The organism is Demequina lignilytica, from assembly GCF_030418375.1.
Classification (GTDB): domain Bacteria; phylum Actinomycetota; class Actinomycetes; order Actinomycetales; family Demequinaceae; genus Demequina; species Demequina lignilytica.
Window position 1 is genome coordinate 653,200 of record NZ_JAUHPZ010000001.1, and the last position, 21,474, is coordinate 674,673.

19 protein-coding genes are annotated in these 21,474 nt (G+C 73.4%); 3 read left to right on the forward strand and 16 right to left on the reverse strand.

Annotation, left to right across the window (positions count from 1 at the left end; translation table 11 throughout):
- Position 1: 1 nt before the first annotated feature.
- From cobA to QQX13_RS02995, 13 genes are all read right to left on the reverse strand, one after another.
- The gene (cobA, locus tag QQX13_RS02935) at positions 2-1,216 is read right to left on the reverse strand and encodes a uroporphyrinogen-III C-methyltransferase (RefSeq protein ID WP_301120234.1); all 1,215 of its coding nucleotides are present in this window, start codon (positions 1,214-1,216) and stop codon (positions 2-4) included.
- A complete protein-coding gene (locus QQX13_RS02940; protein ID WP_301120232.1) occupies positions 1,213-1,596 on the reverse strand; it encodes a nitrite reductase small subunit NirD in 384 nt (127 codons plus the stop codon). Before QQX13_RS02940 ends, cobA begins: the two co-directional genes overlap by 4 nt.
- Positions 1,593-4,163, reverse strand: a complete 2,571-nt coding sequence (gene nirB, locus QQX13_RS02945; RefSeq protein ID WP_436968554.1) for a nitrite reductase large subunit NirB — start codon at positions 4,161-4,163, stop codon at positions 1,593-1,595. The genes QQX13_RS02940 and nirB overlap by 4 nt, the downstream gene beginning before the upstream one ends.
- A complete protein-coding gene (locus tag QQX13_RS02950) occupies positions 4,163-5,656 on the reverse strand; it encodes an FAD-dependent oxidoreductase (RefSeq protein WP_301152468.1) in 1,494 nt (497 codons plus the stop codon). Before QQX13_RS02950 ends, nirB begins: the two co-directional genes overlap by 1 nt.
- Positions 5,653-7,851: a molybdopterin oxidoreductase family protein gene (locus tag QQX13_RS02955; protein WP_301152469.1), complete on the reverse strand. Its 2,199-nt coding sequence runs from the start codon at positions 7,849-7,851 to the stop codon at positions 5,653-5,655. Before QQX13_RS02955 ends, QQX13_RS02950 begins: the two co-directional genes overlap by 4 nt.
- Before the next feature lies 1 nt (position 7,852).
- On the reverse strand, positions 7,853-9,253 hold the full coding sequence (locus QQX13_RS02960) for an MFS transporter (protein WP_301120224.1): 1,401 nt from the start codon (positions 9,251-9,253) through the stop codon (positions 7,853-7,855).
- 490 nt (positions 9,254-9,743) lie between these two features.
- On the reverse strand, positions 9,744-11,048 hold the full coding sequence (gene hemL, locus QQX13_RS02965; protein WP_301152470.1) for a glutamate-1-semialdehyde 2,1-aminomutase: 1,305 nt from the start codon (positions 11,046-11,048) through the stop codon (positions 9,744-9,746).
- Positions 11,045-12,016 (reverse strand): porphobilinogen synthase, encoded by a 972-nt coding sequence (gene hemB, locus QQX13_RS02970; RefSeq protein WP_301152471.1) that lies wholly within the window; start codon positions 12,014-12,016, stop codon positions 11,045-11,047. The genes hemL and hemB overlap by 4 nt, the downstream gene beginning before the upstream one ends.
- Complete coding sequence (locus QQX13_RS02975; RefSeq protein ID WP_301152473.1) at positions 12,016-12,813, reverse strand: uroporphyrinogen-III synthase; 798 nt, start codon at positions 12,811-12,813, stop codon at positions 12,016-12,018. The genes hemB and QQX13_RS02975 overlap by 1 nt, the downstream gene beginning before the upstream one ends.
- Positions 12,810-13,727: a hydroxymethylbilane synthase gene (gene hemC, locus QQX13_RS02980; RefSeq protein WP_301152475.1), complete on the reverse strand. Its 918-nt coding sequence runs from the start codon at positions 13,725-13,727 to the stop codon at positions 12,810-12,812. Before hemC ends, QQX13_RS02975 begins: the two co-directional genes overlap by 4 nt.
- A 26-nt stretch (positions 13,728-13,753) precedes the next feature.
- Positions 13,754-14,974, reverse strand: coding sequence for an MFS transporter (locus QQX13_RS02985; protein WP_301152477.1), 1,221 nt, complete (start codon positions 14,972-14,974; stop codon positions 13,754-13,756).
- Between the two features lie 7 nt (positions 14,975-14,981).
- A complete protein-coding gene (locus QQX13_RS02990) occupies positions 14,982-15,650 on the reverse strand; it encodes a metal-dependent transcriptional regulator (RefSeq protein WP_301120212.1) in 669 nt (222 codons plus the stop codon).
- A 2-nt stretch (positions 15,651-15,652) separates the two neighbouring features.
- A complete protein-coding gene (locus QQX13_RS02995) occupies positions 15,653-16,267 on the reverse strand; it encodes a copper resistance CopC family protein (protein ID WP_301120210.1) in 615 nt (204 codons plus the stop codon).
- 117 nt (positions 16,268-16,384) lie between these two features.
- On the opposite strand from QQX13_RS02995, the gene QQX13_RS03000 reads away from it, so the two are divergent.
- The 3 genes from QQX13_RS03000 to QQX13_RS03010 are packed head-to-tail and all read left to right on the forward strand — an operon-like array spanning position 16,385 to position 19,418.
- Positions 16,385-17,506, forward strand: a complete 1,122-nt coding sequence (locus QQX13_RS03000) for a glycosyltransferase family 4 protein (protein ID WP_301120208.1) — start codon at positions 16,385-16,387, stop codon at positions 17,504-17,506.
- Positions 17,503-18,627, forward strand: coding sequence for a glycosyltransferase (locus QQX13_RS03005; RefSeq protein ID WP_301120206.1), 1,125 nt, complete (start codon positions 17,503-17,505; stop codon positions 18,625-18,627). The genes QQX13_RS03000 and QQX13_RS03005 overlap by 4 nt, the downstream gene beginning before the upstream one ends.
- Entirely contained in the window at positions 18,624-19,418 is a 795-nt protein-coding gene (locus QQX13_RS03010) for an SGNH/GDSL hydrolase family protein (RefSeq protein ID WP_301120204.1), read from the forward strand. Before QQX13_RS03005 ends, QQX13_RS03010 begins: the two co-directional genes overlap by 4 nt.
- A gap of 21 nt (positions 19,419-19,439) precedes the next feature.
- Here the strand turns inward: QQX13_RS03010 and QQX13_RS03015 are convergent, their stop codons facing one another.
- The 3 genes from QQX13_RS03015 to QQX13_RS03025 all read right to left on the reverse strand — a co-directional run bounded on the left by QQX13_RS03015 (position 19,440) and on the right by QQX13_RS03025 (position 21,470).
- Positions 19,440-19,994, reverse strand: a complete 555-nt coding sequence (locus QQX13_RS03015) for a DoxX family protein (RefSeq protein WP_301120202.1) — start codon at positions 19,992-19,994, stop codon at positions 19,440-19,442.
- A gap of 170 nt (positions 19,995-20,164) precedes the next feature.
- A complete protein-coding gene (locus QQX13_RS03020) occupies positions 20,165-20,746 on the reverse strand; it encodes a DoxX family protein (protein WP_301120200.1) in 582 nt (193 codons plus the stop codon).
- Between the two features lie 133 nt (positions 20,747-20,879).
- Positions 20,880-21,470 (reverse strand): TetR family transcriptional regulator, encoded by a 591-nt coding sequence (locus tag QQX13_RS03025; protein ID WP_301120543.1) that lies wholly within the window; start codon positions 21,468-21,470, stop codon positions 20,880-20,882.
- Between the last annotated feature and the right edge of the window lie 4 nt (positions 21,471-21,474).

Genomic DNA, 21,474 nt, shown 5'->3' on the forward strand with positions numbered 1-21,474 from the left:
GCTAAGGCGTCGCGGCGATCTCGGAGGCCAGGAGCTCCGGTCGTGCCACGTCTCCGATGACGATAACGGCGGGAGGTTTCACACCGGTTTCCGTTGCATTGTCGGCGATGTCCGCAAGGTTTCCGCGCGTGACCCGCTCCCCCTGCATCGTCCCCTTCTCGATGATCGCCACCGGTGTCTCGGGGCTCGCGCCCCCGGCGAGACCGGCGGCCACGATCTCCGGCAGCGCCGAGACGCCCATGAGGATCACCACCGTCGCCCCCGACACCATCGCCGCGACCGCGGCGCGATCCGCACCCGCGTGCCCCGACGTCACCAGGACCGACGTCGCCACGCCGCGCTGCGTCACGGGGATCCCCGCCCGTGCCGGGACCGAGAGCGCCGACGTGACGCCCGGCACCACCTCGACGTCAACGCCGGCGACGATGCACGCGTGCGCCTCCTCGCCGCCACGGCCGAACACGAACGGGTCGCCGCCCTTGAGCCGGACCACCGTGCGGCCCGCCAGGGCGTGCTCGACCAGGATGCGGTTGATCTCGGCCTGCGGGACCGGGTGGTTGTCGGGAGACTTGCCGACGTTGATCACCTCGACGTCGTAGGGCACGGTCACGAGCAGCTCGGTGGCGCCCAGGCGATCGGTGACCACCACGTCGGCCTCCGCGAGCGCCTGCCGACCTCTCACCGTGATCAGACCCGGGTCGCCGGGACCGGAGCCCACCAGGATGACGCGACCGGTCCCGTCGCGGTGACGGCGCAGATCCACGGCGCCCGCGTCGACGTGCGCGGCGAGCGCGTCGCGCACCGCGCGGATGCGGGCCGGGTCGGGCGCGTCCGTGCTGATGACCCCGATCGCGAGGTCGCCGTGCGTCGACGCCGCCGCCTGACGCGCGGTGCCGCGCGACGCGTCGGAGGCGTCGATGCAGAACACTCGCCGAGCCTCGGCCCACGCCGCGACCTGGTCGTTGAGCCCCGCATCGTCCGTCGCCGCGAGCACGAACCAGGCGTCGTTGAGGTCCTCCTCGACGATCCCCCGGTCACGCCACTCGAGGTCGCCGTGCTGGGCGTGGCGGCGCAGGTCGTCGCTCGCGTCCGGGGCGACCACGACCACGGCGGCCCCCTCGCTGAGGAACCTGCGCACGCGCCGGGACGCGACGGTGCCTCCGCCGGCGACCACCACGCGGCGGCCGCGCAGGTCGAGTCCGAAGAGAGCCGTCACCTGTCACCCGCAAGATCGATCCACACGGCGCCATTGTCGAGGCGAACCGTGTGAACGACCAAGTCGGGCGCGTGTCCGGGCTTGGGCGACTTGTCCATGGTGACCAGGCACGTGCCGTCGACCAGCGAGAACACCTGCTTGTACAGCGGCGAGGCGATGGTCGGGACCTCGCCGCGCGAGCCGGTGATGCCGCGCGACAGCACGTACGCCCCCGAGAAGGGGTCGAGGTTCTGGACGCAGTGGACCGAGCCGTCTCCCAGCAGGAAGATCGCGACCTGCTCCCCTCCCACGAGGGCCGCGACGCCCAGGTCGGGGGTGAGGTCCTCCACCCGGCACACGAGAGTGGCGGCGGACGATGCGACGTCGGGCGCGGCGGTCATGAGCGGACCTCCAGGGTGGTCGGGGCGATGAGGACGGGGCCGTTCTCCCGCTCCGCGGGGGTGGCGGGGCGGCGCTGGCCGCGCTGCTCGACGTACGCGAGCGACGGGTCCGGCTGGTCGGGGGCGTTGACGAAGGAGGCGAACTGGCGGAGCCGCACCGGGTCGCTCAGCACCGCCTTCCACTCGTCCTCGTAGGTGTCGATGTGGCGGGACATGTGCGCGTCGAGCTCCTCGCCGAGGCCGAGCGAGTCGTCGACGACGATCTCGCGGATGCGGTCGAGGCCCCCCTCGTGGTCCTGCTGCCAGGGCGCCGTGCGCTGCAGGCGGTCCGCGGTCCGGATGTAGTACATGAGGTAGCGGTCGATCACGCGGAACACCTCCTCGTCGCTGACGTCCTCCACCAGCAGCTGCGCGTGGACCGGCGTGAAGCCGCCGTTGCCGCCGACGTAGACGTTCCAGCCGTTGTCCGTGGCGATGACGCCGACGTCCTTGCCGCGGGCCTCGGCGCACTCGCGCGCGCAGCCGGACACTCCGAGCTTGAGCTTGTGGGGGCTGCGCAGGCCGCGGTAGCGCAGTTCGAGTGCGATCGCCATGCCGACGGAGTCCTGGACGCCGTAGCGGCACCAGGTGGATCCCACGCAGGACTTCACCGTGCGGAGCGACTTGCCGTACGCGTGGCCGGACTCGAAGCCCTCGTCCACGAGCCGCTTCCAGATCTTCGGGAGCTCCTCGAGCCGGGCGCCGAACATGTCGATCCGCTGACCGCCGGTGATCTTCGTGTAGAGCCCGAAGTCGCGGGCCACCTCGCCGATGGTGATGAGGCCCTCGGGGGTGATCTCGCCGCCGGGGATGCGCGGGACCACCGAGTAGGTGCCGTCCTTCTGCATGTTCGCCATCACGCGGTCGTTGGTGTCCTGCAGGGCCGCCCGGTCGCCCGCGAGCACGTGCTCGTTGTACAGCGAGGCGAGGATCGAGCCGACCGTCGGCTTGCAGATGTCGCAGCCCCGGCCGGTGCCGAAGCGGTCGATGATCTCGGTGAACGTGGTGAGCTCGGAGACCTTGATCGCGTTGAAGAGCTGCGCCCGGGAGATCGAGAAGTGCTCGCACAGGGCGTTCGAGACCTCGATGCCCGACTTCTCCAGCTCGGTGGCCATGATCTTCTTCACCAGCGGCAGGCAGGAGCCGCAGGAGGTGCCGGCCTTGGTGCAGGCCTTGACCGCGCCCAGGTCGTGGCAGTCGTGGTCGTTGACGGCGCCGCGGATGGAGCCGGCGGAGACGTTGTTGCAGGAGCAGACCCCCGCCTCGTCGGGAAGGTCCACGTTGGGGCGCTCGATCGCTCCCTCGGGGAGCAGCCAGCCCGCCGGGTCGCCCGGCAGGTGGGCGCCCACCATGGGGCGCAGCGAGGCGTAGGCCGAGGCGTCGCCCACGAGGATGCCGCCCAGCAGGGTGCTCGCGTCGTCGGTCAGGACCAGCTTCTTGTACACGCCGTTGACCGGGTCCGCATAGACCATCTCGAGCGCGCCGGGCGTGGTGGCGAAGGCGTCGCCGAAGGAGGCGACGTCCACGCCGAGCAGCTTGAGCTTGGCGGCGGTGTCCGCGCCCGGGAAGGTCGAGGCGCCGCCGAGGAGGCGGTCGACGGCGATCTCGGCCATGGTGTTGCCGGGCGCGATCAGGCCGATGCAGGCGCCCTGGATGCAGGCGACCTCGCCGATCGCGGAGACCGCCGGGTCGGCCGTGAGGCACGTGTCGTCGACGACGACCCCGCCGCGGGCGCCCATCTCGAGACCCGACTCCTTGCCGAGCTCGTCGCGCGGGCGCACGCCGGTGGCGAAGACGACCACGTCGCACAGCTGCTCGGCGCCGTCCGCGAACAGCAGGCTGCCGACGTGGCCGTCCTTGCCCGCCTTGATCTCCTGGGTGGCGGTGCTGCAGCGCACCGTGACGCCGAGGTTCTCGATGAGCCGCTTGAGGGCCTCGCCGCCGCCCTCGTCCACCTGCAGGTTCATCAGCCGGTCGGCGAACTGGATGACGGTGCTGGTGGCGCCGAGCTCCTGGAGCGCGCCCGCGGCCTCGAGGCCGAGGAGGCCGCCGCCGATCACGGCGCCGCGCACCGTGCGGCCGAGCTTCTCGCGTCGCTCCTGGACGTAGTGCCGCAGCGCCGCCACGTCGTCGAGCGTGCGGTAGACGAACACGCCCGGCAGCTCGCTGCCCGCGGTCGGCGGGGTCCAGGCGTACGAGCCGGTCGCGAGGACCAGGTGGTCGTAGCCGAACTCGCGGCCGCCCTCGACCTCGACGACCTGACGGTCGCGGTCGATGCCGGTCGCGCGGGTGTCGCGGTGCAGCGTCACGAGGGGGTCGTGCCACAGGGCGGGGTCGCCCAGGTGCAGGTCCTCGGGGCTCGCTCCCTTGAAGTAGCTGGTCAGCGCGACCCGGTCGTACGGCGCGCGCGGCTCCTCCGCGAGCACCTCGACCGAGAAGCGCCCCTCGGCGTCGCGCGCGCGCAGCGCCTCGGTGAACCGGTGGGCGACCATGCCGCCGCCCACGACGACGATCCGCTCGGTGGTCATCATGCCTTCTCCCCCGCCCCCGCGAGCGCGGGGACCTTCTCGGCCGAGGCGTTCGCCCCGACCTGCGTACCGATCAGCTCCTTCACCAGCGGCTTGCAGTCGCCGCAGCCGGTGGATGCGCGTGTCGCGCGCGAGACGTCCTCGAGGGACGAGCAGCCGTCCGCGATCGCGTCGCAGATCCGGCCCTTGGACACGCCGTTGCACTGGCAGACGGTGTCGTCCGGCTCCAGCTCGGCCGCGCTCCTGCGCGCCGGCGCCGCCCCCGGGATGGGGCGGACGATCAGGTGGGCCGGGTCTGTCGGCACCGGCAGCATGCGCGTGTAGAGCGCGGAGAGCTCGGTCGCGGTGGCCTTGTCCCCCACGACCGTCGCGCCGACGAGGATCCCATGCGAGACGACCACCTCGACGAAGCGTCCCACCGCGGGGTCCGAGATCCGCACCGCGCGCAGCTCGCGCTCGCCGTGGTCGAACTTGCCCGACAGCCCCATGGTGACCACCTCGAGCCCGGGCGACTTCACCCGGACCACGTTGGTGATGTCGTGCTCCGCATCGTCGCCGTGCGGGCGCGCGGTGGTGGTGCCCGCCCACGCGTCGACCAGCCGCGCCGCCTGGTCCCAGCCCTGCGCGACGAGACCCGTGCCGCCCTCGGGCGGCTGCGCGCAGTCGCCGATCGCGAAGACGTCGGGGTCGGCGGGCGAGGCGAGGTCCTCGCCCACGAGCACGCCGCGCTCGCACGGCAGGCCGGCGCGGCGCGCGAGGGCCGTCTCGGGGATGGTGCCGGCGCACATCACCAGCAGGTCGGTCAGGAGCTCGGATCCGTCGCTCAGCTGGACGGCGCTGATCCGTCCGCGACGCTCGATCACCCGGCTCACCGAGCTCTGCGTGTGCACCGTGATGCCGAGGCGGTTGAGGGAGCCGGTGGCGATCTGCGAGGCGACCGAGCCGAGCTGGCGCTCCATCAGGCGGTCGGCGTGGTGCACCAGCGTGACGGCGACGCCGCGCGACGCGAGGCCGGTCGCCACCTCGAGGCCGAGCACGCCCGCGCCGAGCACGACGGCGCGGCGCGTGCGCGGCAGCCCCTGGACGATCCCGCGGGCATCGGCGAGGTCCTTGAGCACGCTCACGCCCGGGACGAGTGCATCCGGGCCGGCGACGTGCTGGATCTGGGGGATGCGCGCCGCGGAGCCGGTGGCGAGCACCAGGCGGTCGTAGCGATACGTCTCGCCGTCCGAGCCGGTCACGGCGCGCGCCTCGCGGTCGATGGCCACGGCGTGGACGCCCTGACGGACCTGCAGGCACGGCACCTCGGGGGCCTCGAGGGCGATCGACCGCTCGTCGGTCTTGCCTGCGACCACGCTGGAGAGCAGCACGCGGTTGTAGGGCGCGCAGTCCTCCTTGCCCAGGACGGTGACCTCGGCTCCGTGGACCCGGAGGGCCGCCTCCTGCGCGAAGCGCGAGCCGACCATGCCGTTGCCCAGCACGACGATCCTCATCGCACCGCTCCTTCCAGCTGCGGGGTGGTGCGCAGCTGGTGGGCCGCGCGGATCTCGACGGCCGTGACCTTGAACTCGGGCATCGCCGAGGTCGGATCCGTGACGTCGTTGGTGAGGCGGTTCGCGGAGCCCGCGCCCGCCCAGTGGAACGGCATGAACACCGTGTCGACGCGGATGTCCGTGGTGAGGCGCACCCGCGCCATGGCCTCGCCGCGCTCGCTCGCGAGGAACGCGACCGCGCCCTCGGACAGCCCGTACCGCTCGGCGAGAAGGGGGTGCATCTCCACGAACGGCTCGGGCTGCGCCTGCACCAGCTCCTTCACCCGGCGCGTCTGCGCCCCGGACTGGTAGTGCTGGAGGACGCGCCCGGTGACCAGGTACGTGGTCATCCCCGGGCGGACGTCGTCGGCGGGGCCGTGGTGGGCGACGGCGTGCATGGTGGCCCTGCCGTCGGGCGTCGGGAAGCGGTCGAGGAACGGACGTGGCGTGCCGGGGTGCGGTGCGTCGCCCGCGGGGGCCGCGGGAACCGGCCAGAAGAGCTCCTCGCCTGCGTCGAGGCGAGCGTAGGTGACGCCGCTGTAATCGGCCTTGCCGCCTGCTGACGCGCGGGCCATCTCGTCGAACATCACCTCGGGCTCGTCGGAGAACACCGCGTCGCAGCCGAGCCGGCGGGCCAGCTCGCCCAGGATCCAGAGCTCGGACCTGGCCTCGCCCGGGGCGTCGACCGCCGCGCGGCGGCGGATGATCCGGCCCTCGAGGTTGGTCATGGTGCCGTCCTCCTCCGCCCACTGCGTGACGGGGAGGATCACGTCGGCGAGCAGCGCGGTCTCGGAGGGGACCAGGTCGCAGACCACCAGCAGGTCGAGGGCCTTGAGGCGCTCCTCGACGCGGGTCGCGTTGGGGGCGCTCACGACGACGTTGCTGCCGTGGACCATCAGCGCGCGCGGCCCGCCGGGGGTCCCGAGGGAGCTCAGCAGCTGGACGGCGGGCACGCCGGGCCCGGGGATCCGCGCGGGGTCGACGCCCCAGACCGCCGCCACGTGCGCGCGGGTCGCGGGGTCCGTGATCATCCGATAGCCGGGCAGCTGGTCCGACTTCTGGCCGTGCTCGCGGCCGCCCTGGCCGTTGCCCTGGCCGGTGACCGGGCCGTATCCCGAGCCCTCGCGGCCGACCAGGCCGAGCGCGAGCGCGAGGTTGATCGCGGCGCTCACGCACGCGGTGCCCTGGGACATCTGCTCGACGCCGCGTCCCGTGAGGATGTACGCCCCCCGGCCGCCGCGCGAGGGGGAGGCGGCGGCGAGGAGGCGCGCGACCTCGCGGAGGGTGTCGGCGGGGATGCCGGTCTCCGCCTCGGCGCGCTCGGGCCACCACTGGGCGACGGAGCGGCGGACCGCGTCGAGGCCGTTCACGCGGGCCTCCAGGTAGTCGAGATCGGCGAGGCCCTCGGCGAGGACGATGTGCAGCAGCGCCAGCAGCACGACCATGTCCGACCCGGGGACGGGGGCCAGGTGGACGCCGGCGCCGTTCGCCGCGAGCTTCGCGGTGACGGTGGCGCGCGGGTCGACCACGATCAGGCCGCCGCGCTCGCGCACCCCCGCGAGGTGCTGGACGAAAGGCGGCATGGTCACACCCATGTTCGACCCGAGGATCAGGATCGCGTCGGCGCCGCCCAGGTCGGACAGCGGGTACGCCAGGCCGCGGTCCATGCCGAGCGTGCGGTTCGAGGCAGCCGCCGCCGAGGACATGCAGAACCGGCCGTTGTAGTCGATGAGGCGGGTGTGAAGCGCGAGCCGCGCGAACTTGCCCAGCGCGTAGGCCTTCTCGTTGGTGAGGCCGCCGCCGCCGAAGACGGCCACCGCATCGTCCCCCGACTCGGCCTGGATCTGGCGGATCCGGCCCGCGACCAGGTCGAGCGCCTCGACCCAGGTCGCGGTCCGGAAGCCGCCGTCCGCCGTGCGGATCCGGGGGGTGGTGATGCGGTCGGAGGCCCGCAGCACCTCGGCGGAGGTCCAACCCTTCTGGCACAGGCCGCCCCGGTTGGTGGGGAACTGCCGTCCGCTGACCGCGACGGGGAGGCGCTCCCCCGGTGTCGAGGTAAGCGTCTGCGCGCACTGGAGCGCGCAGTAGGGGCAGTGGGAGGCGACGGCGGCGCCGGGAGCGGATCCCGGCGCCGCCACGCCCTGAGGGGTGGTCATCTCAGACGTTCCGCATCGTCGCGTTCTTGCGGAGGTAGGCCACGTACGTGACGAGGGCCATGACCAGGAAGACGCCCACGTAGATCTGGAGGGCCGGGACGATCGTGCCCGACATGTCCTTCGAGAGCTTGTAGACGAACGGGATCGCGAAGCCGCCGAAGGCGCCGATCGCGGAGATGATGCCGACGGCGCCGGCGGACTGGCGCTTGAAGTCGAGGCGGCTGGCCTCGGTGTCCTCGCCCTTGGACTTGTGGAGGCGGGCGAAGATCGACGGGATCATGCGGTAGGTCGAGCCGTTGCCGATGCCGGTCGCGAGGAACAGCACCATGAAGCTGACGAAGAACAGCGGCAGCGACTTCTGCTGGACCCCGAGCACCGCGGTGAAGCCCGCGCCGGCCATCACCAGGAAGGACGCGAGCGTGATGACGGAGCCGCCGACACGGTCGGCGAGCTTGCCGCCGTACGGGCGGGCCAACGAGCCGATGAGGGCGCCGAGGAAGCCCCAGCCGAGGGCGATGTCGGCGCGCTCGAAGACCACGGTGAGCAGCGTGGGGAACGCCGCCGAGTAGCCGATGAACGAGCCGAAGGTGCCGATGTAGAGGAACGCCATCAGCCAGGTGTGGCCGTGCTGGAGCGACTTGGCGGTGGGCTTCGGGTCGGCCTTCGCCTCGCGAAGGTTGTCCATGAACAGGAACGCGAGGATCGCCGCCGCGAGGGACAGCGGGACGTAGACGAGGCCCGCGGCCGAGAGGCCCAGGGCGCCGATGCCGATCGCGAGGGGCACGATCTTCTGCGCGACCGCGACACCGATGTTGCCGCCAGCGGCGTTGAGTCCGAGCGCCCAGCCCTTCTCCTTCTCCGGGTAGAAGAAGGTGATGTTCGCCATCGAGGAGGCGAAGTTGCCGCCGCCGAAGCCGGCGGTCGCGGCGATGAGGACCAGGATGCCGAACGGCGTGGTCGGGTCCTGCACCACCCAGGCGAGGCCCAGGGTCGGGATCAGCAGCAGGAGCGCCGAGATGACGGTCCAGTTGCGGCCGCCGAAGATCGGCACCGCGAAGGTGTAGGGGATGCGCAGGAACGCGCCGACTCCGGAGGCCACCGCGAGGAGCGTGAAGCCCTGGCTGGCCGTCAGCGCCCAGCCGTTCGCGCCGGCGGCGACGAGCTCGCCCGTGGCGGCGTCGTAGGTGCCGTACATGCGCACGACGACGATCGACCAGAGCAGCCACACGGAGAATCCGATGTGCTCGGCGATGATGGAGAACACGAGGTTGCGGAACGCGATGGCCTTGCCGCGGGCCTCCCAGAACAGCTCGTTCTCGGGCTCCCAGCGCTCGATCCAGCGCCCCTTGCCGACGACGCCCGGCTCGACGGCCGTGAGGTCGGTCTTGTCAGTGGTGGTCATAGCCCCTCCCAGGACTTGGGTCCGACCGGGGCGGGGACCCCGATGCGAATCGGACATTCCTGAAGGTAGGGAGCGAGTGTTTCGCCACCAGGCGCGCCAGATGAAACTTGGGAGAACTTTCCCTCACACCTCGAGGGCCGCCCAGGTGAGAACTTCTGCACCCGGGACCAAGGTCCGTGAAGAAGGATATCTACCAGGGATGATGATGCTCACCGCGCGCGACCGCTCGGTGTGAGCAGACAGTAACCCCGTAACATCCCCCGCCGCCCACCATCTCGCCCCCATCTCGCCGGGACGCTCAGGACCGATCTTCGGCGCCGGTTGCGCGCCACGGGACAGTCAGTACCGGAGGGAGATCCGGCACCGCCCAGCTCCACGCCCGCCGCGAGAAGTACTCACAGTCCCGTGCCGCGCAACGACCTCGAGAAACCAGTACTGAGTGTCCCGGCGGGGGGGGAGGGTGGGAGGGAAGAGGGAGGGAGGGCTGAGGTCAGGCCGACTCGGTCGCCGCCCAGGCGTCGACCGCCGCGACGATCGCCTCCACGTCCGCCGCGGTGTGCGCCGCGGTGAGGAACCACGCCTCGTACGCGCTGGGCGGCAGGGAGATCCCCGCCTCCCGCAGCGCGTGGAACATCCGCGCGAACCGCGCCGTGTCCTGCGCGGACACCTCGTCGAAGGTGGTCGGCACCTCCGCGAGCCCGAGGAAGAACGAGAACAGCGTCCCCGCCCGGCCCACCGCGTGGACGATGCCGTGCCGGGTGAGCGCCTCGCTCACCCCCGTGACCGTCGCGTCCGCCAGCGCCGCGAGGCGCTCGTGCGCGGCCTGGTCCAGCAGGCCCATGGTCGCGATGCCCGCGGCCACCGCGACCGGGTTCCCCGACAGCGTGCCCGCCTGATAGACGGGTCCGAGCGGCGCGAGCTGCTCCATGAGGTCACGGCGTCCGCCGATCGCGGCGACCGGCATGCCGCCGCCGATGACCTTGCCGAACGTGACCAGGTCGGGTTTCCACGGGTCGAGGCCGGCCTCGAGGTCGTGGGCGCGCTCGACGCCCCACCAGCCGGCGGGCCCCGCGCGGAAGCCGGTCAGCACCTCGTCGAGGATCATGACAGCGCCCTCGTTGCGGCACAGCGTCGCGATCAGGCGGTTGAAGCCCACCGGCGGTCGCACCACGCCCATGTTGCAGGGCGCCGCCTCGGTGATGACGGCCGCGATGCGCGAGCCGTGCTCCGCGAAGGCGTCGGTGAGCGCCGCCTCGTCGCCGTAAGGCAGCACCAGCGTGTCCTGCGCGGCCCCCCGCGTCACCCCGGCGGAGTCGGGCACCCCCGCGGTCGCGAGACCGGAGCCCGCAGCCACCAGGAGCGCGTCCGAGTGGCCGTGATAGCAGCCCGCGAACTTCACGATCACCTCGCGACCGGTCGCGGCGCGTGCCAGGCGGATCGCGGTCATGGTCGCCTCGGTGCCCGTCGAGACCAGCCGCACGCGCTCGGCCGGGGCGTACCGGTCGCGGATGAGCTCCGCGAGCTCGACCTCCGCCTCCGTGGTCGCCCCGAAGGACAGCCCTCGGGCCGCGGCCTCCTGGACCGCCGCGATGACCTCGGGATGGCCGTGCCCGAGGATGGCCGGACCCCACGAGGCCACCAGGTCGATCAGCTCGCGCCCCTCGGCGTCGACCACCCGGGCGCCGCGCGCCGCCGCGATCGGCACCGGCTCTCCCCCGACGCCGTTCCACGCCCGGACGGGCGAGTTCACGCCGCCGGGCAGGATCGCGCGGGCGCGCTCCGAATAGCTGCTCACAGGTCCTCCAGCCAGGCGGCGAGCTCGAGCGCCGCGTAGGTCACCACGATGTCCGCGCCTGCCCGGCGCATCGACGTCAACGCCTCGAGGTGCGCGGCGCGCCGGTCGATCCAGCCGTTCGCCGCCGCCGCCTCGATCTGCGCGTACTCCCCGCTCACGTGGTAGGCCGCGACGGGCACCCGCGACTCCGCGGCCACCTCCGCGACCACGTCGAGGTAGGGCAGCGCGGGCTTGACCATGACGATGTCGGCACCCTCGAGCGCGTCGAGCTCCGCCTCGCGCAGACCCTCGCGGCCGTTGGCGGGATCCATCTGGTAGGTCCGCCGGTCGCCCTCGAGCTGGCTCTCGACCGCGTCGCGGAAGGGCCCGTAGAACGCCGAGGCGTACTTGGCGGAGTACGCGAGCAGCGACACGTCGGCGAGGCCGGCCGCGTCGAGCGCCGCGCGCACGGCCGCGGTCTGGCCGTCCATCATGCCGCTGAGTCCGAGCACGTGCGCGCCGGCGCGGGCCTGAGCGACGCCCATCCGCGCGTACACCTCGAGCGTCGCGTCGTTGTCGACCGAACCGTCCTCAGCGAGCACGCCGCAGTGGCCATGATCGGTGAACTCGTCGAGGCACAGATCGGCCATGACCACCAGCCGCTCCCCCGCCGCCGCGGCGGCCACCTCGATCGCGCGGTTGAGGATGCCGTCCACGGCGCAGGCGCCCGATCCCTCGGCGTCACGCACGGACGGGATCGCGAACAGCATGATCCCGCCGATGCGCGCCTCGACGCAGGCCGCGACCAGCTCCGGCACCGCGCTCAGCGGGTGCTGGGACACGCCCGGCAGCGACGTGATGGGACGCGACTCCGTGAGGTCCTCGTGGATGAAGACCGGCAGCACCAGCTCGGCGGCGTGCGGGCGCACCTCGCGCACCAGGCGCCGCATCGCGGGCGTGGTCCGCAGGCGGCGGGGACGATGCTGCATCACGCGTTCTCCTCGGGTTCCTGGGCGTCGATCGCCGCGTCGAGCGCGGCCCGGATCCCACCGTACGACGGCTCGGTCGCCACGGCGTCCACGCGCAGCCCGGCGGCCCGCGCCGAGGCCTCCGTGGTGCGCCCGATCGCGACGATGCGCGTGCCGGGTCCGACCACCGGGCATGCCGCGGCGACCCGCTCCGCGACCGAGCCCGACGTCAGCAGGATCGCGTCGACCTCGCCGGCGGCGACGGCGGCGACCACCGCATCGTCGATCCCCGGGCCGTCGACGGTCCGGTAGGCCTCGACCGCGTCCACCGCCCAGCCCTTCCGCGCGAGGCCGCGCGCCAGCACGGGCGACGCGAGGTTGCCCAGGGGCGCGAGCACGCGGCCCGTCCCCTCGGGCATCTCGGCCACGATGCCACGGGCGTCGGCGCGCGACGTCGGCACCAGGTCCACCGTCAGTCCGACGGAGGCGCACACGCCGCGGGTCGCCTCGCCCACGGTGGCCACCCGCGCGCCGGGCTGCGGCTCGCCGAGCGCGCGGCCGTGCGATCGGGCGATCCGGTCCATCGCGATCACGGCGTTGCGGCTCGTCACCGTCATCCAGTCGTACGCGCCGTCGAGCCAGGCGAGGGTCGCCTCCGCGAGAGCGGCGGGGTCCTCGGGCGGCGCGATCGCGATGAGCTCGACCGCGTCCACGGCCGCGCCCTCCGCCTCGAGCTGCTCGGCGAAGGCCCGGCGCTCCGCGGTGACGGGGACCACCAGGCGTCGGCCTGCGAGCGGTCCGGCGCCCGGCGCGGTCACGAGCTCCTCATGAGGCGCTCGGCGCCGCGGCCCAGCAGCGAGTAGCCGGAGGACCGGCCCAGCGAGGCCGCCTCCGACGGCACGCCGATGTTGCGCTCGTTGAGCGCCAGCCGCCCGTCGGCGCCGATCACGCGGGTATGAAGCGTCAGGCGTCCGCGCGCGACGGTGCCGTACGCGGCGACCGGGGCCGCGCATCCCGCCTCGAGCGTCGCGAGCGCGGATCGCTCCGCGGTGACGGCCGCGCGGGTGTCCGCGTGATCGAGCGAGCCGAGCAGGTCGCGCAGCGCGGGCGCGGCGTCGCTGCGGATCTCGACCGCGAGCGCACCCTGGCCCGGCGCGGGGACCATCCGGTCGACGCTGAGCGGTTCCGTCGCCTCGGCACCGCGGCCCAGGCGGTTGAGCCCCGCCGCCGCCAGCACCACGCCGTCGAGCTCCTCGCCGACCTTGCCCAGGCGGGTGTCGACGTTGCCGCGGATCGGCACCACCTCGAGGTCCGGGCGCAGCGCGAGCAGCTGGGCGGCGCGACGCGGCGAGCCCGTTCCCACCCGCGCGCCGTGCGGCAGCTCCTCGAGCGACTCGCCCTCCGTGCAGAGCACGTCGCGAGGGTCCTCACGCTCGGGGATCGCGACCGTCTCGAGCCCGTCGAACGGCGCGGTCGGCATGTCCTTGAGCGAGTGCACCACGAAGTCGCACTCGTCGGCGAGCAGCGCCTCGCGCAGGGCGGTCACGAACACGCCGGTCTGGCTCAGCCCGACGAGCGAGCCCTTGTCCACGTCGCCCTTGGTGGTCACCGTCACCAGCTCGACCGAGACCTCGACACCCTGGGCGGCGCCGGCGGCGACCACGGCGTCCGCGAACTGTCCCGCCTGAGCCGTGGCGAGCGCGGATCCTCGGGTGCCCAGGCGCAGATTCATGCGGTCCAGGGTAGTGGGCGTCGCGGTCACCGCGCGCCGCGGTACCCGGGTCCCAGGAACGCGAGCACGAGCGCGACGAGCGCCAGCGCCATCGCGATCCAGGCGGGCGCCAGGTAGCCCAGGCCGGCCCCGATGACCACCGCGCCCAGGCCGGTGCCCACCACCGTCGCCGCGTTCAGCGAGGAGTGCGCGAGCGCGGCGCCGAGGGACGGCGAGGTGTGCACCACGTCCATGAGATGCGCCTGCGCCGCCTGCGAGAACGTCTGGATGCACACCCCGAGCAGCACGAGCGCGGGCACCACCGGCCAGCCGTCGTCGCCCACCACGCCGAGCACGGCGAGCATGATCGCGATGCCCGCCAGCGACAGGCGCGCCGTGCCGACCACCGACCAGTCCGTGAGGCGCCCGCCCACGAAGGCGCCCGCGGTCATGCCGACGCCGAACACCGCGAGCACCAGGGTGACGGTCGACGTCGCGAACCCGTTGGTCTCCTCGAGCAGCGGCACCATGTAGGACTGCACGGCGCCCAGACCCGCGAAGCCGACCGTCACCGTGACGATCGCCGTCCACAGCAGCCGCCCGCGCAGCGCGGCCATCTCGAGCCGGAACCCGCCCCCCGCCGCCCCGGGGACCGAGGGCACGAAGGCCCACATGAGCCCGAACCCGGCGAGGCCCACCACCGTCACCACCACGTACGAGAGGCGCCAGCCCGCGGCCTCGGAGAGCCATTGCATGCCCGGCACCCCGATCACCGTCGCGGCCGTCAGCCCGTACATCACGGTCGCGATGACCTGGCCGCGGCGCTCCTGGCCCAGCACGAGCACCCCGACGTACAGGGCGGTGCCGAGCAGCGCGCCGTGCGGCAGGCCCGCCAGGAAGCGGATCACGAGCAGCGCCTGCACCGACGGCGCGATCACCGTGAGCAGGGAGGTGACGACGAACACCGCGGACATCGCGAGCAGCAGCCGGCGCCGGTTCCACCGGGCCAGCCCGACCATCAGGACCGGGGCCCCGACCACCACGCCGAGCGCGTACGCGACGATCGTGTAGCCGATCATGTCCACCGTGGTGCCGAAGGACCTGACCTGGTCCTGGATCACGCCGGCGGCGCCCTGCTGCGACAGCCCGATCGCCAGGCCCGCGATGACGAACCCCGCCAGCACCAGCCCGGGGTGGGCCGCGTGAGCGGTCCGGGGCAGCAGCCAGCGCGGGGCGCCGGCCTCGGAGGCCGGGGGCAGAGCGGTCATGAGCGTCCTAGCGGATGAGCCAGACGGCCACCGCGGTGGCCGGAGGGATGGTGGCGGTCTCCGCCTCACCATCGACGGCGACCTGGACACCCTCCGAGGTCCTCCCCAGCACCCGGATCGTTGCGTCCGGCACCAATCCTAGGGCCGAGAGGTCCCGCAGAACCGCGGGGTCGGCGTCGGACAGGCGGGTGACGCGCCACTGCCCCGCGTCGGCTGCGTCGAGGCCGGTGCCGTCGAGCACCTCGATGCGCCCGGAGCGGGTCGGGATCGGGTCGCCGTGCGGATCCCGGGTCGGGTGGCCCAGCATGCGGTCGAGCGCATCGATCATGCGGGTGGAGCACGCGTGCTCGAGCACCTCCGCCTCGTCGTGGACCTCGTCCCAGCCGTAGCCGAGCTGCGTGACCAGGAACGTCTCGATCAGGCGGTGCCGCCGCACCATGTCGAGCGCGCACCGCTCGCCGTCGGCGGTGAGCGTGATCGCCCCGTAGGGCTCGTGATCGAGCAGGCCCGCGGCCGCCAGCTTGCGCACGTTCTCGGACACGGTCGGGGCGGACACCCCGAGGCGCTCCGCGAGCATCTTGGTGGTCACGGGCGCGTCCGACCACTCGGTGGCGCCCCACACGATCTTCACGTAGTCCTGCGCCGTGGCGGAGAGGGTCTGCGGGTCGATCGGCATCGTCACCCCCGTCCCGCGCCGCGACCTCGCATCAGGATCACCGCGGTGGCGACCACGGCGATGGCGCCCGCGCCCCCCAGGATCCAGCCCCAGCCGGGCACCCCCGCGGTCGCGGCGACAGCGTCGGGCGTCGCCGACGGGGTCGGCGAGGACGACTCCGGGGTCTCCGAGGCCGAGGGGGACGATCCGGGCGTCGCCGTCGCCGTCACCGTCACCACGGGCGCGGGGCTCGGCGTGGGCTCCTCGGGCGCGTAGGTGAACGCGATCGATCCCTCGATCGGGTGGCCGTCTGCCGACACGACGCGGAACCGCAGCGTGTTCTCCCCCGGCGCGATCGCTCCCTCCGGCACGGGCGCGGTGACGGTCTCGGTCACGTCACCGATCTCGAGCTCGGTGGGGGTGCCGTCGGGCGCCACCAGCACCAGCTCGTTGCCGATGTCGAGCAGCTGCTCGGTGAACTCGAGGGAGACCTCCGTGAGCTCTGTGACGGTGTCGCCGTCGGCGGGGCTGGAGGAGACGAGCGCGGTGTGGGCGGCCGCCGGCGCCGCGAGCGCGAGCGCGGCCAGCAGCGCCGCCGCCGCGGCGAGGCCGTGACGGACCAGAGCAGTGACGGACATGGGGCAAGTCTGGCACGGGCCGCATCGGCGGCCTCGTCACCGGATGGTCACCCGATGGTCACCGGCGCTCAAGCGGGCGGTCACCGTTCCGTCGTCCGCGGCTGTCACCGTGAGGGTGTGAAGATCGCGCTGGTCGCAGAGTCCTTCCTCCCCCACACCAACGGGGTCACCCACTCGCTCCTGCGGGTCCTGGATCACCTCGCCGCCCGCGGCGACGACGCCGTGGTGATCGCACCCGAGGCACCCGGGGCGCCCGACCGCGTGGGCGACGCCCCGGTGGTCCACGTGCCCGCCGTCGGCTGGCCGGGCTACCGCGACGTGCGGGTCGCCACCCGCGGCGTCCGCACCCTCGCGCGGGTGCTCGAGCGGACCGCGCCGGACGTGGTCCACCTCGCGTCGCCGTTCGTGCTCGGCTGGGCCGCGGTGCGCGCGGCCGCCGCGGTCCGCGTGCCGGCTGTCGCCGTGTACCAGACGGACGTGCCGTCCTACGCGGCGGCGTACGGCGCCCCCTGGGGCGAGCCGCTCCTCTGGAATCGCGTGCGCAGCATCCACACCGCAGCCGACCTCACCCTCGCGCCGTCGACCGCGGCGATCGCCCAGCTCGGGGCTCTCGGCGTCGACCGGCTCGCGCTCTGGCCCCGCGGCGTGGACACGGTGCGGTTCGACCCGTCCCGCCGCGACGCCGCGCTCCGCGCGCGGTGGGCGCCGGGCGGCGAGGTCGTCGTGGGCTACGTCGGGCGCCTCGCCCCCGAGAAGCGCGTGGGCGACCTGGCGAGGATCGCCCGGATGCCGGGCGTCCGGGTGGTGGTGATCGGCGAGGGACCCGAGGGGGCCCGCCTCCGCCGCCGGGTCCCCGAGGCGGAGTTCGCAGGGTTCCTCGGTGGCGGCGAGCTCGCCCGCGCCGTCGCGAGCCTCGACGTCATGGTGCACCCGGGCGAGCTCGAGACCTTCGGGCAGTCGGTGCAGGAGGCGCTGGCCGCCGGGGTGCCGGTGATCGCGCCTCGTGCCGGCGGCCCGGTGGATCTCATCCGGCACGGTGAGAACGGGTTCCTCTACGCGCCGGGACGGCTCGACCAGATGGCTCACGCCGTCCAGTCCCTGGTGGACGACCCGTACCTGCGCCTCCTGATGGGCGCTCATGCCCGCGTCTCGGTGGAGGGCCGCACCTGGCCGCGCGTGTGCGCCACCCTGGTCGACCACTACCGCGCCGTCACGGCGCCCACGGGAGCGCACCGATGAGGATCGCCCAGGTCGCCAACTTCCACGGCCCCCGCTCCGGCGGCCTGCGGACGGCGCTGCGCGCGCTGGGACGCGGCTACGTCGACAGCGGCGACGACGTGCTGCTCGTGGTGCCGGGCGACCGCGATCACGCCGAGGACACGCCGCAGGGGCACCTCGTGACCCTGCACAGCCCGGCGCTGCCCGGCTCCGGCGGCTATCGCGTGATCACGAGGCTCGCCGCCGTGAAGGAAATCCTGGCGAGGTTCGCTCCCGACGCGCTCGAGGTCCACGATCGCACCACGCTGATCCCGCTCGCGGACTGGGCGCGACGGCGCCGCGTCGTGACCGCCTTCGTCGCGCACGAACGGGCCGACGGGGTCCTCGCCGGCCTCGCGCCGCGCGCCGGGGTGGCAGCCGCACGGCGGCTGGCCGCCGCTCACTCCCGCGACGTCGCCCGCCGGTTCGACCTCGTGGTCGCCACCACCTCGTTCGCCGGCGAGGAGCTCGCTCGGGCGGGCGCGCGCGTCGACACCGTCCCGTTGGGCGTCGACCTCCTGACGTTCGATCCGCGGCGGCACTCGCCCCTCGCGCGCCGCGCACTTGCGCGCCCCGAGGAGACGCTCGTGGTGCTCGCGTCCCGGCTGTCCTCGGAGAAGCGGCCCGAGATCGCGGTGGAGGCCGTGCGCGAGCTCGCCGCGCGAGGGCGCCCCGTCCGGCTCGTCGTCGCAGGCTCCGGCCCGCTGGACCGTCGCCTGCGCCGCCGGGCGCGCGACCTGCCGGTGGAGTTCGTCGGCTTCGTCGACGACCGCCGCACCTATGCCGCCCTGCTCGCCAGCGCGGACGTGCTGGTCGCACCGGGTCCCATCGAGACCTTCGGGCTCGCGGCGCTCGAGGGGCTCGCCTCGGGCACCCCGGCGGTGGTGAATCGCGCGTCGGCGCTTCCCGAGGTGGTCGGCGCCGCCGGGATCGGCGCCGAGGGCACGCCCGACGCGTTCGCCGACGGCGTCGAGGCGATCCTCGCGCGGGACGGGCGCGAGCGCCGGCTCGCCGCACGCTCGCGCGCGGAGGAGCTGCCGTGGCACGCGACCGTCGCGCGGATGCGGGCGCTCCACGTCGGCGCGCTGGCGGGCCTGCGATGACGGGGCCCCGCGTGGTCGCGCTCGGCGACTCGATCACGCTCGGCGTCGGTGACGGGGTGCAGGACGCGCGCGGCGACGTCGGATGGGCGGCGCTGGCCGCCCGCGCGCTCGGCGCGGCCTCGTTCCTGAACCTGGCCCGCAACGGCGCACGCGCGCGCGATCTCCGCGACCGTCAGCTCCCCGCCGCGCTGGCGGCCATGCCCGACCTCGCGCTCATCACCGTCGGCGGCAACGATGCGCTGCGGGGCGACTTCTCCCCGGTCGAGCTGGAGACCGCGCTCGGGCAGGTCATCGACGTCCTGGAGGATGCGGGCTGCCGCGTGGTGACCGTCTCCCTCGACCGGATCGGGCTGTTCGACCTCGCCCCGAAGGCCGTCGCGGAGGCCATGGCGGCGCGCATCGGCGCCGTGAACGGGGCGATCGCGCGGGCGGTGGCACCCACCGACGCGGTCGTGATCGACGGGGCGACGCTCCTGGCGTCGCTGGGTCGCCGCGCGTGGCACGTCGACCGGATCCATCCCTCGCCGGCCGGACACCGCGCGCTCGCTCGCGCCGGCGCGCGGGCGGTCGAGGGCGAGTGGCCCGCCGTGGAGGGGATCCCCGCGGCACCGGCGCCGCCCGGCGCTCTCGCCGTGGTCGCGTGGCTCGTGGTCAACGGCCTGCCGTGGGCGGTGAAGCGCTCCCGTGACCTGCTGCCCCAGGTCACCCTGGTGGTCGCGCGCGAGCTGAGGCACGAACGGCGGGCGCGCCGCGAGGGGCGCACCCGCCGTACGTTGCCCGGAGCCGGCTGAGGAGGCCCCGGGCGGCTGGGCTCAGACCAGCCAGCTCTTCTCGCCGACCATCCCGCGCCACCATCGGCCGAGGCCGATCGACTGGTGCTCGAGCTCCACCAGCACGATCGCAGGGATCGCGAGGCCCATGATGATGTGGTCGTCCAGGAACGGGTTCGTGGTCGGCCACAGGTGCGACGTGTACATCATGAGCAGCATGAGCGGCGCCGTCCACGCGGCGACCTTGGTGCCGATGCCCAGCATCAGCGCGAGCCCGATGCCGGCGAGACCGATCATGAAGATCCAGTCGGTCCACCTGTACTGTCCGAGGTTCGAGTAGAAGTCGGCGAGGGGCCCGGTGGCCGAGCCGAGGTAGCCCTCGGTCACGTGACCGCCGGAGAGCCAGGCGCGGTCGCACATGACGGTGGTGACGCCGGTCTCCGAGTCCTTGCAGGTCGAGTAGCCGAGCCCGATCAGCTTGTCGAAGAACGGCCAGAGGAAGTAGAAGCCCAGCGCGATGCGCGTGATGCTGAGGAGCGCCCATCCCGCGCGGCTGCGCGTGACCTCGCTCGTGGTGGTCGGTTCCGCTGTTGCCATGACTGCATCCCCCTTCATGAGACGGCACGGCGCCAGGTGCGACACCGGTGTCCGCAAGGTCCACGGTACTCCGCGTACACGGATTTTCCAGGGCACACGCGACCGCCACACGCGACGAGCCCCCGGTCCGCCGCGGAGGGTGGCGGACCGGGGGCTCGACGAGCGGTCGGCTAGACCAACCAGCCGTTCTTCTGCACGACCGGCAGCGAGCGCCACCAGCGGCCGAGGCCGACCGACTGGCGCTCCTTCTCGACCAGCACGATCGCGGCGATCGCGAGGATGTAGATGAGGTGCTCGTCGAGGATCGGGTTGGTGACCGTCGGCATCTGCGTCAGGTACATGAAGAACAGCATGAGGCCGGCCGACCACGCGCCGATCTTGGTGCCGATGCCGAGCATCAGGGCGACGCCGACGCCGGCGAGGCCGAGCATGAACGGCCAGTCGGTCCAGCGCTCGGCGCCGAGGTTCACGAAGAACTCGTGGAACGGGCTGTTGACGTTGCCGCCGTAGACCAGGTAGCCCTCGGTCACGGACCCGCCGTTGACCCACGCCCTCTCGCAGAAGGCGTCGATCGTGAAGGTCCCGTCCTCGGCGACGGTCCGGCACACGGAGTAGCCGAGGCCCAGGAGCTTGTCGAGGAAGGCCCACAGGAAGTAGAAGCCGAGCGCGATGCGGGTGACGCTCAGCAGCGTCCAGCCGACCTTCGAGCGGGTGACGACCGCGGCCTCCGCGGTCTGAACGGTGTCTGCCATTGTTCTCTCCAGATGAGGTGCGGGCCGGGGCCCGGCGGCGCTGGGGGTAGCGCCTGCGGCCAACTTATTGATGCATCATCCAGTTATCGCGGGACCTCCGTCCCGACTTCTGGACGTCCGTCGAAAAGGGTCGTCAACCAGGAGTGACGATGTGAGCGCTCACCTGCGCCGCCACGCCCGCCGCCATGTCCACCGAGCGGTCGAGGAGCCACTGGACCTGGAGCCCGTCCATCACGGCGACGAGGCGGCGCGCCGCGTCCGCCGGGTCGACGCCGGGCGTCAGCCGGCCGTCCTCCGCGAGCTCGCGGTAGGCGCGCTCGACCATCCCGAGCAGGCTCGCGTAGCGGGCGACGAAGAAGTCGTGGGCGGGATGGGACGGCGCGGTCGCCTCGCCCGCGAGCGTGGCGAACAGTTCGACGATCCCGGGCGCCGCGGCGTTGCGGGCGGCCGTCTCGACCAGGTGCGCGAGCAGGTCCTCGCCGTGGAGCGCGTCCATGCCGCCGCCCGGCGCACCCACGCTGTCGCGGCGCTCGAGCACCGCCATGAGCAGCGCCGCCTTGGTCGGGAAGTGGTAGAGCAGCGCCGGATGCGTGAGCCCGCAGCGCGCGGCGATCTCGCGGACCGAGGCCGCGGCGTAACCGGACTCGGCGAAGGCGTCGACGGCCGCGTCCAGGATGAGCGCCCGCGTCCCCGCGCCCCTCGCGCTGAGCTCGTGCCCGCCCATCTCC

What these genes read in the sequence shown, in the direction of transcription:
- QQX13_RS03020 (WP_301120200.1), bottom strand. Translation starts at nt 20,746, where the DNA reads ATGGCAGACACCGTTCAGACCGCGGAGGCCGCGGTCGTCACCCGCTCG.
- QQX13_RS02960 (WP_301120224.1), bottom strand. Translation starts at nt 9,253, where the DNA reads ATGACCACCACTGACAAGACCGACCTCACGGCCGTCGAGCCGGGCGTC.
- hemB (WP_301152471.1), bottom strand. Translation starts at nt 12,016, where the DNA reads ATGCAGCATCGTCCCCGCCGCCTGCGGACCACGCCCGCGATGCGGCGC.
- QQX13_RS03025 (WP_301120543.1), bottom strand. Translation starts at nt 21,470, where the DNA reads ATGGGCGGGCACGAGCTCAGCGCGAGGGGCGCGGGGACGCGGGCGCTC.
- QQX13_RS02940 (WP_301120232.1), bottom strand. Translation starts at nt 1,596, where the DNA reads ATGACCGCCGCGCCCGACGTCGCATCGTCCGCCGCCACTCTCGTGTGC.
- QQX13_RS03015 (WP_301120202.1), bottom strand. Translation starts at nt 19,994, where the DNA reads ATGGCAACAGCGGAACCGACCACCACGAGCGAGGTCACGCGCAGCCGC.
- hemC (WP_301152475.1), bottom strand. Translation starts at nt 13,727, where the DNA reads ATGAATCTGCGCCTGGGCACCCGAGGATCCGCGCTCGCCACGGCTCAG.
- QQX13_RS02955 (WP_301152469.1), bottom strand. Translation starts at nt 7,851, where the DNA reads ATGACCACCCCTCAGGGCGTGGCGGCGCCGGGATCCGCTCCCGGCGCC.
- QQX13_RS02950 (WP_301152468.1), bottom strand. Translation starts at nt 5,656, where the DNA reads ATGAGGATCGTCGTGCTGGGCAACGGCATGGTCGGCTCGCGCTTCGCG.
- QQX13_RS02990 (WP_301120212.1), bottom strand. Translation starts at nt 15,650, where the DNA reads ATGCCGATCGACCCGCAGACCCTCTCCGCCACGGCGCAGGACTACGTG.
- nirB (WP_436968554.1), bottom strand. Translation starts at nt 4,163, where the DNA reads ATGACCACCGAGCGGATCGTCGTCGTGGGCGGCGGCATGGTCGCCCAC.
- QQX13_RS03010 (WP_301120204.1), top strand. Translation starts at nt 18,624, where the DNA reads ATGACGGGGCCCCGCGTGGTCGCGCTCGGCGACTCGATCACGCTCGGC.
- QQX13_RS03005 (WP_301120206.1), top strand. Translation starts at nt 17,503, where the DNA reads ATGAGGATCGCCCAGGTCGCCAACTTCCACGGCCCCCGCTCCGGCGGC.
- QQX13_RS02995 (WP_301120210.1), bottom strand. Translation starts at nt 16,267, where the DNA reads ATGTCCGTCACTGCTCTGGTCCGTCACGGCCTCGCCGCGGCGGCGGCG.
- QQX13_RS02985 (WP_301152477.1), bottom strand. Translation starts at nt 14,974, where the DNA reads ATGACCGCTCTGCCCCCGGCCTCCGAGGCCGGCGCCCCGCGCTGGCTG.